Below are 13,867 nucleotides of genomic sequence, written 5' to 3' on the forward strand. Positions count from 1 at the left end.
ACCTTTTTTATTGGTTTGATCGATGCGGCGTGATGCTTCGGGCCGTTCGATGGTTGTGAATTATCCGTTAGCCAATGGAACTGACCCTGAATATCAAACTGACCAGTACATAAATTAGGCGGCGAATCGGGGAACTTCCTTGCCGGAACAAGGCCACTTCCCGCTCCGCCCAAGAGACCGGAAGGCATGTAGCGGCGGGGATGGGGTCCTGCGCTTACTCGCCGCGTCGCGCGGCCAGTTCATCCCAGAGGCGGCCCTGTCGCTGGGCCGGGGTGGTGACGTTGATGACTGCCTGTTCGCCCAGGCGATCATGCAGCTGCTGCAGGTACAGGCTGCGCGGCGTTACCACCGCATGCGGGGACTGCACGATGCCGGCCGGTTCCTCCGGGGGGAACCGGCCCGGTGCGCGCTCGCCGATCTGGCCCACGCTCCAGTTCATCGCATGCGGCGGAGCCTGCAGGACGTAGTGGGCGCTGTCGGTGTTCCAGAACATCTGCTGGGCGCCGGGCCATCCATGCCCGGTGGTGCTCCCGCGCCGATGCTGCACGCGCAGTTGGCGGTCGCGGGTGCAGCGGCGAATCTCCTAAACTTCGGGTGGGGTAAACACGGGAAAATCAGTAAATGGACGTCATGCCCAGCGATAGGCCGGCACTGGAACCGCTCCACTACCACCGCCAGTTGGTGGCGTACCTGAAGCAGCACGAGCCGGAGGTATGGCGCTGGGCAGCCTCGCAGCGGATCCGCGATGAACACATCGCGCAGGTACGCAGCGACCTGCTGCGCGATACCTACCGGCTGGAGGCCGAGGCCCACCCGGAGGTGCATGCAAGCCTGCAGTTGGCCATGCAACGGCTGGGCATGCAGGCCCCGGCGACGCTGTACCAGGCCGGCAGCCAGGACATGAATGCCGCGCTGGTGTTCGTGCCCGGCGAAGTGCACATGGTGCTGCAGGGGCCGCTGCTCGAACGCCTGAGCGATGACGAGCGGCTGGCGCTGTTCGGGCATGAACTGGCGCATTACGTGCTGTGGTCGCTGGACGGCGGCGACTTCCACGTCGCCGACCGCATCCTCAATGACGCCCTGGCCTCGCCGCAGGCCAGCCCCAGCCAGGCCGAAACCCTGCGCCGGTATGCCTTGCATACCGAGCTGTTCGCCGACCGCGGCGGCGCGGTGGCCGCCGCCGCCCCCGGGCCGGCGGTCAGCACGCTGCTGAAGGTGCAGACCGGCGTGGCCAACCCGGACCCGGTGGCCTACCTGCGCCAGGCCGCGGAGGTGGATGCCAACGAGAAGCAGGGCAGCACCATGCGCACCCACCCGGAGACCTTCATCCGCGCGCGTGCGCTGGAGCAGTGGTGGCAACGCACCGACCGGCTGGACGGCTGGGTCCGCGACAAGCTGTGCGGTGCCTTGTCGCTGGAGGCACTGGACCTGCTCGACCAGCAGGCCCTGCAGCAGATCACGCGCGGCTTCCTCGGCCACTTCCTCGACGAGGTGCCGCTGCGCAGCGCGCTGGTACTCAACCAGGTGCGGCAGCTGTTCCCGGACTGGAACCCGGGCGAGGCCACGGTTGCGCCCCAGGCCATCGTCGAACGCAACATCGATGACAGCGTGCGTGGCTACCTCAACGCCTTGATGCTGGACCTGGCGCTGGTTGACCCCGACGTGCAGGATGCCGCGCTGCTGCGCGCCAGCACGCTGGCCCACGCGCTGGGCAGCGCGCAGGCACTGCAGGCCAACCTCAAGCGCGATGCACGGCTGGGCAAGCGTGAGCTGGACAAGCTGAAGAAGAACACCGAACGGGCCCTGAGTGCATGAGCGAGATGACTGAAACCCCGGTGCCGGCGGGCAACTTCGCCGCGCTGGTCGATGCCCAGGCCGGCGCGGCGCTGTCCACCGATGACGTGCTGGTACTGGTGTTGCCGTTGTTCGCGCAGGTGGCGTCGCTACATGCCGGTGGCCGCGTCGCCGCGCTGTCGCCCGAAGCGATCGTGCTGGACGCAGCGGGCGGGCTGGCCCTGCGCAACCCGTCCGGCCAGGCGCCGGCGATGGCGCTGGCGGCGATCAGCCGCGTACAGCCCGGTTCGGCATCCACGCTCAACATCGTCGGCACCCTGCGGGTCGCGCATGACGCGCAGGGCTACGAGCGGCTGGACGACCTGGCGGTGCAGGCCGACCTGGAGGCGGCGATCGAGCATCCGGTGTACCTGCCGGGCTATCGCAGCTGGGAACTGGCGTTGGGCCACCATGACGAGCTGACCGACATCTTCCAGCTGGGCATGGTGCTGGCGGCGTTGGCCTGCGGCCTGGACTTCGACGACGTCGACGACCTGCGCAGCTTCGCCGGCAACCGCGAGAACCTGTTCCAGCTGGCCCCCCGCCTGCATCCGGTGCTGGCCAGCGTGATCGTGGAGATGACCGCGCTCAACCGGCACGACCGCAGCACCGAGCTGGACAGCCTGGCCACGCGCCTGCGCACCTGGCGCGACCAGCCGGACGTGCTGGACGTGGCGCGCGCGCTGTCCGGCGTCAGCGGCCTGGCCTCGCGCCGTGGCGCGGTGCTGTCCTACCTGCGCGACCGCCTGTTCGACCTTTCGCGCCGCAACCGCCTGCTGTTCTTCCGGCCCACCGCCGGCTCGGTCAACCTCACCGTGTCCAGCGTGCCGCTGATGCTGCAGGTGGAGAGCATCCGGCCGGAGCACATCTGCACCTGGGGCGGGCCGTTCGCGGCGGACATGACCGCCGGCAAGGCGGTCGACCTGCAGCGCTGGCTGCGCTTCGACGACCAGCCGTTCCTGCCGGCCGCACTGGACAAGCTGATCCAGGAAACCCGCCGTGATCGCGCCGAGTATGGCTTCAGCCACCTGCGCCTGGTGGTCGCGTTCCTGCGTTGGCACAACCTCAAGGAATTCCCGGAAGAACGCATCACCACGCCGTTGCTGTGGTTGCCGGTGGAGCTGGTCCGGCGCAAGGGCGTGCGCGACCAGTACGTGCTGCAGGCCGAGGAAGGCGAGGCCGAGTTCAACCCGGTGCTGCGCCACCAGCTGCGCCAGCTCTATGACATCCAGCTGCCGGAAACGGTGGACCTGCAGAAGACCTCCATCGCGCAGGTGCATGCCGACCTGTTGGCGCAGATCCGCCGTACCGAACCGTCGGTCGAGCTGCGCCTGATCGAGAAGCCGCAGGTGCGGCTGGTCCGGCAGAAGGCCCTGCAACGCCTGCAGCAGTACCAGCGTCGCCGTCCGGCCGGGCGTGGCACGCGTGCCGTGGCCGGGCGCCTGCCCGATTACAGCTACGAGCGCGAGGATTACCGTCCACTGGGCCAGGCATTGTTCGAGCGCTGGGTGCGCCCCAGTGCGCTGCCGCAGCGGTTCGAGGCCGGTGCCGCGCCGGTGGCCGGGCCGCGCCATGCGTGGATGGTGGAGGAGGTGGCCGATGCCGAGCGCGTGGGCTATGCGCTGCAGGAGGCCGAAGGCCATCGCTACGCATGGGACCTGGACCTGACCCAGGTCACGCTGGCCAACTTCAACTACAAGAAGATGTCGCTGGTGCGTGACTACACGCAGCTGCTGGACGACAACACCGACAACCCCGCCTTCGACCGCGTGTTCTCCATCGAGCCGCGCGCCGTGGACGCCGCGCCGCCGGCGCCGTTGCCGTTGCGCGAGCAGTGGAACGTGATCGCCTCCGATGCCACCCAGGGCGCGGCGGTGGGCCTGGCCCGCAGCCAGCGCAGTTTCATCATCCAGGGGCCACCGGGCACCGGCAAGTCGCAGACGATCACCAACCTGATCGCCGACTACGCCGGGCGCGGCAAGCGCATCCTGTTCGTATGCGAGAAACGCGCCGCGCTGGACGTGGTGTTCCACCGGCTCAAGCAGGCCGGCCTGGACGCATTGTGCTGTCTGATCCACGATTCGCAGGCCGACAAGAAGGCCTTCATCGCCGACCTGCGCAGCTGCTACGAGAACTGGATCGCGCAGCCGCACAACAGCGAGCGGCTGGCCCAGCAACGCGATGCGGTGCTGGATACCCTGCAGCGCCTGCAGGCGCGCGTCGATGCGTTCGAGCAGTCGATGTCCGTCGTCCCCGAACCGCTGGGCACCAGCGTGCGCCAACTGGTACGGCGCATGGCCGAGCTGCCCGGTGTGCCGGAGCTGGATGCCGCGCGCCGCGAAACCCTGCCCACCCTGGCCGCGTGGGATGCGCAGCGTGAACTGGCGTTGCGCGTGGAGCGCAACCTGCGCGAACGCTTCGGCATCGACAGCCTGGCCGTGCATCCCTTTGCGCGCCTGTCCGCCGCGCTGGTCGGTGACGAGCGCGCCTATGGCCGCGTGCAGCACCTGATCGACGATGGTGAGGCATTGCTGGAGCAGCTGGACCCGGTGCTGGACGACAGCGCCGGCCTGATCAAGGCCGGGCTCACGCCGGCGCAGGCCCTGCAGCTGGCCGAGCAGGCCCGCTGGTTGCTGGACAATGGCATGGCCGGGCAGTTGTCGTTGCTGGAAGAGGACTCCTCGCAGGCGCTGGAACTGCGACGCGCGCGCGAACGGCTTGAACAGCAGCAGGCAGCAGTGCAGCAGGCCGCGCAGGCCACGACGCACTGGCGCGACAAGCTCGATGCGGGCGACACCCAGGCCGCGCTTGCCTTGGCCCAGCAGCTGGAAGGCTCGCTCATGCGCTGGCTGCAGCCGGCCTGGTGGCGGTTGCGCGGCGAGCTGCGCCGTCGCTACGACTTCGGCAAGCACGCGGTACATCCGGGGTATGCGCGGGTGCTGCAGTCGCTGGCGGCCGAGCAGGCCGCCACCGTGGCGCTGGCCGAAGCCGATGCCAGCAGCTGCAGGCAGTTCGGCGTGCAGAGCATGCGCGGGCTGCTGGATGCGGTAACCCAGTTGCGCGAACGCCAGGCAAGCAGCGGACCGATGCGGGCGATGCTCGACCACCTCCGCGCTGCGCTGGACCCGGTGACCGCCGCCCGCAACGAAGCCGTGGCCGCCGAACCGCTGCGCAAGCTCGGCCAGCGCCTGGACGAGAACGTGGAGGGCCAACCGGCATTGAGCCTGGCGCAGGTCGGCGAGCTGCTGCGCGACCTGCGCGAAGGGCTGGAAGAACTGCCGGACCTGTTGCCGCTGCTGCGTGCCGTGCACGCCGGTGATGCCGCCGTCAGCGCCGCGTTGCGGCAGCTGCCCTTGCCGGCGCTGCAGATCGAGGCGGTGGTTGCCGATGAAGCGTTGCGTCGCCTGGAGCGTGCGCATCCGGAGCTGGCCCGCTTCGATGGCGCGGCACTGGCGGTGGCCGCACGGCGCATCGGCGAGGGCCAGCGCGAGCTGCTGGGCCTGAACGCCAAGGTGGTGCAGGCCACGCTGCATCGGCTGTTCGCCGACCACGTGCAGACCGCGTCGCTGTCGGCGACCCAGCTGGACGCCGAAGGCAAGGCATTCAAGAAGCTCTATTCCACCGGGCGCCGGGAGCTGGAGCATGAGTTCGGCAAGAGCATGCGCCACCGTTCGATCCGCGACCTGTCCGACGACGAGACCGGGCTGGTGGTCAACGACCTCAAGCCGATCTGGCTGATGAGCCCGTTGTCGGTGTCCGACACGTTGCCGCTGTCGCCGGACCTGTTCGACGTGGTGATCTTCGACGAGGCCAGCCAGATCCCCACTGAGGAAGCGGTGCCGGCGCTGAGCCGGGCGCGGCAGATCGTGGTGGTGGGCGATGAGATGCAGCTGCCGCCGACCAGTTTCTTCGCCGCCAACGGCGAGGACAACGAGGAGGTCATGGTGGAGGAGGATGGCGAGCGCATCGCCATCAACATGGAGTCGGACAGCCTGCTCAACCAGGCCGCGCGCAACCTGCCGGCGACCCTGTTGGCCTGGCACTACCGCAGCCGCCACGAGACGCTGATCAGCTTCTCCAACGCCGCCTTCTACGACGGCCGCCTGGTCACCATCCCCGACCGTCGCATCGAGCCTTCGGCCGACGCGCCGGCATCGATGCCGTCCACCCAGGACGATGCCGGCGCGATCGGCGCCGATGCCCTGCAGGAGCGTGCGGTCAGCTTCCACCACATCGCCGACGGTGTGTACGGTGCGCGTCGCAATGCCGCCGAGGCGCGCTACATCGCGCAGATGGTGCGCGAGCTGCTGCGCCGGGGCGGCGGCCAGAGCATCGGCATCGTCGCCTTCTCCGAGGCACAGCAGGGCGAGATCGAGACCGCGCTGGAAACGCTGGCCGGCGAGGATGCCGAGTTCGCGCTGCAGCTTGAACGCGAGTACGTGCGCGAGGACGAGGACCAGTTCAATGGCCTGTTCGTGAAGAACCTGGAGAACGTGCAGGGCGACGAGCGTGACGTGATCATCCTGAGCATCTGCTACGCACCCGGTGCGGACGGCCGGATGCTGATGAACTTCGGCCCGATCAACCAGCGTGGCGGCGAGAAGCGCCTCAACGTGATCTTCAGCCGTGCCCGGCTGCGCATGGCGGTGGTGTCCAGCATCCATGCCGAGGCCATCACCAACACCCACAACGACGGCGCGGCGGCGTTGCGTGCGTTCCTGCAGTTCGCCCAGGCCAGTGCGCGGGGGGATTTCGAGCGCGCGCAGCTGGTGCTGGGTTCGCTCAATGCCGGCGCACGGGAGGCGTTCGCGGCACCGCCGTCGGCCGATGCCATCCGCCAGGCCATGGCGGAGGCGTTGCGCCAGCGTGGGCACATCGTGCACGAGCAGGTGGGGCGTTCCCAGTTCCGCTGCGACCTGGCGATCGTGGACCCGGCCGGCGGCGACTACCAGCTGGCGATCCTGCTCGATGGGCCGGACCAGGCAGTGGCCGATACCCGCGAACGCTACGTGTTCCGTCCCGGCGTGCTGCGCGGCTTCGGCTGGCAGGTGATCGACGTGCCCGGCCGCGATTGGCTGCGCGCGCCCGAGGCGGTGCTGGCGCGCATCGATGCGGTGTTGCAGGGCCGGGAGGTCGATGCGCAGACGGCGCTGGATGCACTGGAGTCATTGCCGGTGATGGAGGCGGCGGTGGTGGAGGCCGCGCCCGAGGTGCCGGCGGCGCTGGCCGAGGATGTGCTCAGCCGCGAACTGGTGTTCAAACAGGGCACCTCCAACAAGTTCTGGCGCGTAGCTGTCAGCGGCGGCGAACTGGTGGTGACCTACGGGCGCATCGGCAGCGCCGGACAGCGCAACGTGAAGCAGTTCGACAGCCCCGCGCGCGCGCGTCGCGAGATGGACAAGCTGGTTGCCGAGAAACTGGGCAAGGGCTATCGCGACGCGTGATGCAGGTGCGTGGCCACCGGCTTCGCGGCTGAAGGCGCTCCTGCCATGGGAGCGGCCTTGGCCGCGAAGCCGGCGTCGTGACCGACGGCCTGCTCAGCAGACCAGCACGAACCGGCCGAGGAAGAGCCCGAAGCCGAGGATCCACAACGCAAGCATCGCCGGGAAGCTGGCCGCGCGCAGCCACCAGCGCATCACCCGCGGCGCCTGCCGCGTGGCGCGGAACATCAGGATCGGCAGCAGGATGCCTGCGATCACGAACAGCGCGAAGATCGTCCAACCCAGCAGCCAGAAGCCGGTCGATTTCTCGCCGAACTCCGGTGGGCATTGCCGCATCGCCCAGGCCAGGCCCGGCCAGGACAAGCTGATGACTAGCAAGGTGATGGGTAGGCAACGCAGGTGTCGCAACGCCAGGTTCCCGCAAAGTCGTGGTTGGCGAGCATCCTGCCATGGAAATGCCGGCCATGCGTTGCGGCGCCCGGGCACGCAGGCACCCAACCGATGCTGTGCAACCCCGCACGCTGGCGTGATGCGGCGGCGGGCGAGGCGGTCGATTGCCTTACCGGACACGCCACGGGCCACCGCGCCCGCCTCCCGCCGAACGCGGTGAAACCGGGCACTTCTGCGCCGCCGGCTGATCGCATAGGCTGTGCGTCCGATCATTGCTTGGGGGTTGTGATGGGGATCAGGAGCACGATGTTCCTGTTGTTGGCCGTGTTGGGAAGCACGGCACCGTTGCCGGTCATGGCACAAACCGTTCCAGTGGAAGCCTTCGCCAAGGCCAGTCCGTTCTCGATGCCGCGGCTCTCGCCCGATGGGCAGTACCTGGCATTCGCCACCGACTTCGGCGAAGGCAACCATGCACTGCAGGTGGTGCGACTGTCGGACATGCACCGCACCGCGGTGTTGCGCCTGCCGCGCTACGAAAGCCCGTACCAGATCATCTGGGTGGGCGACCGTCGCCTGGTGGTCGCCAAGGGTCGTCGGTACGGCTCGCTCGAGAAGCCGATTCCGACCGGCGAGATCATCGCCAGCGACTTCGACGGCGAGAACCAGCGCTACATCTATGGGTACGAACAGCAGAACGCTGCGGCAGGCCTTGACCGTGGCTTCGGCTTCATCGAGGGCATCGGCCAGGGCAACGATGGGCGCTTCTACATGCGCCAGCTCAAGCGCAGTCCCACCAACTCGATGTTGTACCTGGTGGATGCGGGGCTGCGTCCTTCGTTCAAGCTGGTCGCCAGCGTCAACGTGCCGAACCTGGAGTTCGTGATCGATCGCAACGGCGTGGCGCGTTATGCGTGGGGGCGCGATGACCAGGACAACTACCAACTGTTCGCCTCCGGCGATGGACAGCACTGGCAGCCCATCGCGCAGGAACAGGTGGGCGGCGTGTGGACGCCGATGGCCTTCAGCGACGACAACCAGCGCGTCTACGGGCGCTTCAGCCGTGCCGATGGACCCTCGGCGCTGGTGCTCAGCAACCCGGACGGTGGGCAGCGTGAGGTGCTGGTCGAGGATGGGTTCGGCAGCATCGGGCTGAGCCAGTGGACGCGCACGCCCGCCACGCCGTTCGCGGCCGCGCCGTTGGCCGGGCGCCCGCAGCTCCGGTACTTCGATCCGGGCCGGCCGGAAGCCGAGTTGCACAAGGCGCTGGCCGACCTGCTGCCGCAGCAGCACGTCACCTTCGACGATGTCAGTCGTGACGGCCAGACCGTGCTGGTGCACCTGGCCAGTGACCGTGACCCAGGCAGCTGGTACACCTTCCGGCGCGGCACCAACAAGCTGGAGAAGGTGCTGTCCCCGCGCGAGGGCATTGATCCGACGCAGATGGCCGAACGCCGTCCGGTGCGTTTCAAGGCCAGTGATGGCCTCGAGCTGGAAGCGGTCTTCACCGTGCCGAAGAACGCCCAGGGCCCGCTGCCGACGGTGATCCTGCCGCACGGTGGCCCGCATGGGGTCCGGGACGACTGGTTCTACGACACCGATGCGCAGTTCCTGGCCAACCGTGGCTACCTGGTGGTGCAGGTCAACTACCGCGGCAGCGGCGGACGCGGCCAGGCGTTCGAGGAACGGGGCTACCTGCAATGGGGCACGCGCGTGCAGCAGGACCTGGTCGAGGGGCTGCGCGAAGCGGAGAAGCAGGGCCTGGCCGACACCTCGCGGGTCTGCAGCTATGGCGCCAGCTTCGGTGCGTACTCGGCGATGATGCTGGCCGCGCGCGAGCCGCAGCTGATCCGTTGCGCGGTGGGACTGGCCGGCCTGTACGACCTGAAGATGATGTACAAGAAGGGCGACATCAAGGACAGCGCCTACGGCCGCAATTACCTGGGCCGGGTGATCGGGCGCAGTGACGAGGAACTGGCGGCCAACTCGCCGACCGGCGTGGCCGCGCGCATCACCGTGCCGGTGTTCCTGGCCCACGGCGAGCGCGACGAGCGCACGCCGATCGCCCAGGCCAACGCCATGCGCAGCGCGTTGACCGCGGCGGGCAGGCCGCCGCAGTGGATGGCGGTGGCCGGTGAGGGGCACGGTTTCTACAACGACAACAACAGCATCGCCTTCTACCGTGCGCTGGAGACGTTCCTGCAGGAAAACATCGGCCAGTAGGCGCCGATGGCTGGGCCAGCGGCTGGTGCCGCTGGCCCTACTTCTGCTGCGACAGGTACTCGATCACCGCCTGGCGACGGGCGGGGTCGGAGGTGGCATTGAGCATGCGCGTACCCGGCACCTGCCGGGTCGGGGATTTCAGGAAGGCATCCAGCGTCTGCGCATCCCAGGTGATGTCGCTGGCCTTCATCGCATCGGAATAGTGATAGCCCGGCGCGGTGCCGGCCCTGCGGCCGATCACGCCCTGCAGGTTGGGCCCGACGCGGTGGCCCAGGTCGGCGCGGGTGTCATGGCAGCCGGCGCAGATCGCGAAGGCGCGCTCGAGCTGCTGCTGGTGCGGGTCGGCGTTGGCGGTGTGGTTGAAGGCGTCGCGCTGGCCACAGGCGGCCAGCAGCAGGCCGAGGCACGACAACGACAGCGGGCGGAGCATCAACATGGGGTGGTCGTCCAGGGGCGGCAGGTGCTGCCGCAGGTGCCCCGCCCATGCCAGGTGCTGCCCGGCACGGCGAAGCACCTGCAGCAGGGGCTGCTTACATCGCCGGGTAGTTCGGGCCGCCGCCGCCCTGCGGGGTCACCCACACGATGTTCTGGGTGGGGTCCTTGATGTCGCAGGTCTTGCAGTGGACGCAGTTCTGCGCGTTGATCTGCAGGCGCGTGTCGCTGCCTTCGCCGACAAATTCGTACACGCCGGCCGGGCAGTAACGCGCTTCCGGGCCGGCGTAGGTGGCCAGGTTGACCGTCACCGGGATGGACGGGTCCTTCAGCGTCAGGTGGCTGGGCTGGTCTTCCTCGTGGTTGGTCGAGGACAGGAACACCGAGCTCAGGCGGTCGAACGTCAATACGTTGTCCGGCTTGGGGTAGTTGATCTTCGGCTGGGTGGCGGCCGGCTCCAGGCACTCGTGGTCGGCCTTGGTGCGGTGGATGGTCCACGGTGCGTTGCGGATGCCCAGCTTGGGCAGCAGCCACTGTTCGATGCCGGTCATCAGCGTGGCCAGGGTGCGGCCCTTCTTGAACCACTGCTTGAAGTTCTTGGACTGCAGCAGCTCGGCCTTCAGCCAGCTGTTCTCGAACGCTTCCGGATACGCGCTCAGTTCATCGCGCGAACGGCCGGCGACCAGCGCGTCGAACGCGGCCTCGGCGGCGAGCATGCCGGTCTTGATCGCGGCGTGGCTGCCCTTGATGCGGCTGACGTTGAGGTAGCCGGCCTCACAGCCGACCAGCGCGCCGCCCGGGAATACGGTCTTGGGCAGCGACAGGATGCCGCCGGCGGTGATCGCGCGTGCGCCGTAGGCGATGCGCTTGCCGCCTTCCAGGTGCTTGCGGATGGCCGGGTGGGTCTTGAAGCGCTGGAACTCCTCGAACGGGCTCAGCCACGGGTTCTTGTAGTCCAGGCCGACCACGTAGCCGATCGATACCTTGCCGCCCTCGGCGTGGTACAGGAACGCGCCACCGTAGGTGTCGTTGTCCAGCGGCCAGCCGGCGGCGTGCACCACCAGGCCCGGCTCGTGCTTGGCCGGGTCGATCTGCCACAGCTCCTTGATGCCGATGCCGTAGGACTGCGGGTCCTTGCCGGCGTCGAGCTTGAACTTGCTGATCAGCTGGCGACCGAGGTGGCCGCGCGAGCCTTCGGCGAAGATCGTGTACTTGGCGTGCAGCTCCATGCCGCGCTCGAAGTTCGGGCCCGGGGTGCCGTCCTTGTGGATGCCCATGTCGCCGGTGGCCACGCCCATTACCGCGCCGTTGTCGTCGTACAGCACCTCGGCGGCGGCGAAGCCCGGGAAGATCGCCACTTCCAGCGCCTCGGCCTGCTGCGCCAGCCAGCGGGTCACTTCGCCCAGGCTGATGATGTAGTTGCCATCGTTGTGGAAGCACTCCGGCAGCAGCGCGTGCGGGGTGGCCTTGGCGCCGGTCTCGTCCAGGAACAGGAACTCATCGCGGGTGACGGCCTGCTTCAGCGGCGCACCGCGCTCGGCCCAGTCCGGGAACAGCTCGTTGAGCGCACGCGGGTCCATGATCGCGCCGGACAGGATGTGCGCGCCCGGCTCGGAGCCCTTCTCCAGCACGCAGACCGACAGCTCCTGGCCCTTCTCCACGGCCAGCTGGCGCAGGCGGATGGCCGTGGCCAGGCCGGCGGGGCCGGCACCGACGATGACGACGTCGAACTCCATCGCTTCGCGCGGCGGCAGGGCGGAAGTGGCTTCAATGTTCATGCAGGGGCTCTTGGGTAAAGGCCGGCGCACGGGGCGACGACGGTTGCCTGGAACCGCCACCTCGACACGAGGCGGCGACGATCTCCGAGGGCGCAGTATTCCAGATCGGCCCGGCGCGGTTGCCCTGCTGGGCGGACCTGCGTTCCAGGTGGCTGATGCGGTGTCGCTGGCCCATCACCCACGCGGGGCGGTGGGCGCGAACAGGCGACCGGGTCAACTGCGCCGCGTTTCCTCCGCTGGGAACTCGCGGGCATTGACCCTCGGACGCGCATGCTCGGCCTCGGCCCGTGGATTTTCACCGACGTTGACGCGATCTTCCAATGCCGGTGGCAACGGCGGGACGATCAAGGGGCCCTCGGCGGGCGGGAAAGCGCGCGCAAGGTGTCGTTGCCGCCACGCGCAAACCACGCCAGGCCGGCCTTTGCCACGTTTCGGGCCCGTTCCCGGTTTGCCGGCGGGCAGGGATCGGGCGGTCGGCGGGAGCCGGACGAAGGCCGCGTCGGCTCGCCCGGAATGCGCGGGAGGCATTCAGTTGCGCGACGAGGCGACGCTGGCCGGCAGGCCGACCATACGTTTCCCGTGCATCGGGTATGCGCAAGCGGCGGGCTGTACGCCGGAGAGGATGGCGATGCCCGCGCTCCCCCGACAGGTCCTCAGAAGGCCCGTCCGTCCACGGCGATCCGTTTCACCGTTTCCAGATCAAACCCTTCCAGGCAGCGCAGGTTGATCGCCGCCGTCTCGGTCCCGTCCGGCTGCTTGCCCAGCCCGAACGGCTGGCATCCGCAGGTCGGGCAGAACTGATGTGCAATCACGTGCCGGTTGAACAGGTACGTCGTGAGCGCACCTTCGCCGGCGGTGACCCGCAAGGCCTGCCGCGGCACGAACCACAGCACGAACCCCTTGCGGCTGCAGTGCGAGCAGTTGCACTCGTAGCCTTCGGTCGGCACGCCATCGCACTCGAAGCGCACCGCACCACAATGACAGCTGCCGTTGACCATGGGCCTCTCCACGACGTTGGATGCTGTCCAGCCTAGCGCCTGCCGGCGGGAACGCACGCTGCACAGCGCAACTCAGCGCCGGCGCAGCTCCTGGCCATCGACGGTCATCTTCCATACGCCGCCATCCTCATGCGGCGGCGCCGAGACCACGAACCGCGTGGTCAGCGGCCCGACGCCGACCACCAGGTCATCGCCCTCGAAGGACTTGATCGGCGCATCCAGCGACTTGCTGACGTTGGGCGTGGGCTGGTGCTTGTAGCGCACACGGCCACTCGGCTCGATGACCAGCAAGGTGGTGTCCGATGCCCAGCTACCGACGTAGTCGCGCTTGGCCGCGGGCACCGGCATGCCGCAGGCGGCCAGCATCATCGCCAGCACCGCGGCCAGGAGCATGGGGCGCGCGCTCATTCCCGACGCCCGTTTCATCGCCGGAACTCCGTGCGCTGCTCCAGCTGGTAGATCGCATCCTGCAGGTCTTCCATGCGCGCGCTCAATGCGGCCTGTGCATCGTACAGGCCATGGTTGTAGTAGTACGCACCGATCTCCTTGCCGATGAAGTCCAGCAGGAACTCAGCGTCAAACTGCCCGATCTTCTGCTGCAGCTCTTCGGAAAAGTACCCCTGCAGCTTGCGGACGAGGATGGCTTTCTCGTCCTTGTTGAATTCGATGTTGGCCATGCTGTCGTACACATCAACGGAGATGGCCGGCAGTGTACCGGTCCGGCCGCCGGCACCCACTTCCCGGCGGCGCCATTCAACCGCTCGTGAATGAGGCA

General features: G+C 68.3%; 10 protein-coding genes. 3 read left to right on the forward strand and 7 right to left on the reverse strand.

Going from position 1 to position 13,867, the window contains the following annotated elements; genetic code table 11:
• Positions 1–214: 214 nt before the first annotated feature.
• Positions 215–493: a hypothetical protein gene (locus ATCM_RS00685; protein ID WP_132862381.1), complete on the reverse strand. Its 279-nt coding sequence runs from the start codon at positions 491–493 to the stop codon at positions 215–217.
• A 128-nt stretch (positions 494–621) separates the two neighbouring features.
• Here ATCM_RS00685 and ATCM_RS00690 point away from each other — a divergent pair, with 128 nt between their 5' ends.
• Together ATCM_RS00690 and ATCM_RS00695 are read left to right on the forward strand one after the other, a co-directional pair.
• Entirely contained in the window at positions 622–1,815 is a 1,194-nt protein-coding gene (locus tag ATCM_RS00690) for a M48 family metalloprotease (RefSeq protein WP_132862382.1), read from the forward strand.
• Entirely contained in the window at positions 1,812–7,277 is a 5,466-nt protein-coding gene (locus ATCM_RS00695; RefSeq protein WP_132862383.1) for an AAA domain-containing protein, read from the forward strand. Before ATCM_RS00690 ends, ATCM_RS00695 begins: the two co-directional genes overlap by 4 nt.
• 93 nt (positions 7,278–7,370) lie before the next feature.
• Here the strand turns inward: ATCM_RS00695 and ATCM_RS00700 are convergent, their stop codons facing one another.
• Positions 7,371–7,937 (reverse strand): hypothetical protein, encoded by a 567-nt coding sequence (locus ATCM_RS00700; protein WP_132862384.1) that lies wholly within the window; start codon positions 7,935–7,937, stop codon positions 7,371–7,373.
• Between the two features lie 33 nt (positions 7,938–7,970).
• On the opposite strand from ATCM_RS00700, the gene ATCM_RS00705 reads away from it, so the two are divergent.
• A complete protein-coding gene (locus ATCM_RS00705; protein ID WP_225591935.1) occupies positions 7,971–9,884 on the forward strand; it encodes a prolyl oligopeptidase family serine peptidase in 1,914 nt (637 codons plus the stop codon).
• Positions 9,885–9,921: 37 nt separating this feature from the next.
• Here ATCM_RS00705 and ATCM_RS00710 read toward each other — a convergent pair whose 3' ends face one another.
• From ATCM_RS00710 to ATCM_RS00730, 5 genes are all read right to left on the reverse strand, one after another.
• Entirely contained in the window at positions 9,922–10,320 is a 399-nt protein-coding gene (locus ATCM_RS00710; protein ID WP_225591934.1) for a c-type cytochrome, read from the reverse strand.
• A 94-nt stretch (positions 10,321–10,414) separates the two neighbouring features.
• Positions 10,415–12,094 (reverse strand): electron transfer flavoprotein-ubiquinone oxidoreductase, encoded by a 1,680-nt coding sequence (locus ATCM_RS00715; protein ID WP_132862385.1) that lies wholly within the window; start codon positions 12,092–12,094, stop codon positions 10,415–10,417.
• Between the two features lie 653 nt (positions 12,095–12,747).
• Positions 12,748–13,092: a GFA family protein gene (locus ATCM_RS00720; RefSeq protein ID WP_132862386.1), complete on the reverse strand. Its 345-nt coding sequence runs from the start codon at positions 13,090–13,092 to the stop codon at positions 12,748–12,750.
• 72 nt (positions 13,093–13,164) lie between these two features.
• Positions 13,165–13,500, reverse strand: a complete 336-nt coding sequence (locus ATCM_RS00725) for a hypothetical protein (protein ID WP_243693932.1) — start codon at positions 13,498–13,500, stop codon at positions 13,165–13,167.
• Positions 13,501–13,514: 14 nt separating this feature from the next.
• Complete coding sequence (locus ATCM_RS00730; protein ID WP_132862387.1) at positions 13,515–13,769, reverse strand: DUF2164 domain-containing protein; 255 nt, start codon at positions 13,767–13,769, stop codon at positions 13,515–13,517.
• Positions 13,770–13,867: the final 98 nt, after the last annotated feature.

The organism is Stenotrophomonas sp. ATCM1_4 (genome assembly GCF_004348115.1).
Classification (GTDB): domain Bacteria; phylum Pseudomonadota; class Gammaproteobacteria; order Xanthomonadales; family Xanthomonadaceae; genus Stenotrophomonas; species Stenotrophomonas capsici.

What these genes read in the sequence shown, in the direction of transcription:
- ATCM_RS00690 (WP_132862382.1), top strand. Translation starts at nt 622, where the DNA reads ATGGACGTCATGCCCAGCGATAGGCCGGCACTGGAACCGCTCCACTAC.
- ATCM_RS00700 (WP_132862384.1), bottom strand. Translation starts at nt 7,937, where the DNA reads ATGATCGGACGCACAGCCTATGCGATCAGCCGGCGGCGCAGAAGTGCC.
- ATCM_RS00730 (WP_132862387.1), bottom strand. Translation starts at nt 13,769, where the DNA reads ATGGCCAACATCGAATTCAACAAGGACGAGAAAGCCATCCTCGTCCGC.
- ATCM_RS00710 (WP_225591934.1), bottom strand. Translation starts at nt 10,320, where the DNA reads ATGTTGATGCTCCGCCCGCTGTCGTTGTCGTGCCTCGGCCTGCTGCTG.
- ATCM_RS00715 (WP_132862385.1), bottom strand. Translation starts at nt 12,094, where the DNA reads ATGAACATTGAAGCCACTTCCGCCCTGCCGCCGCGCGAAGCGATGGAG.
- ATCM_RS00705 (WP_225591935.1), top strand. Translation starts at nt 7,971, where the DNA reads ATGTTCCTGTTGTTGGCCGTGTTGGGAAGCACGGCACCGTTGCCGGTC.
- ATCM_RS00685 (WP_132862381.1), bottom strand. Translation starts at nt 493, where the DNA reads ATGTTCTGGAACACCGACAGCGCCCACTACGTCCTGCAGGCTCCGCCG.
- ATCM_RS00720 (WP_132862386.1), bottom strand. Translation starts at nt 13,092, where the DNA reads ATGGTCAACGGCAGCTGTCATTGTGGTGCGGTGCGCTTCGAGTGCGAT.
- ATCM_RS00725 (WP_243693932.1), bottom strand. Translation starts at nt 13,500, where the DNA reads ATGAGCGCGCGCCCCATGCTCCTGGCCGCGGTGCTGGCGATGATGCTG.
- ATCM_RS00695 (WP_132862383.1), top strand. Translation starts at nt 1,812, where the DNA reads ATGAGCGAGATGACTGAAACCCCGGTGCCGGCGGGCAACTTCGCCGCG.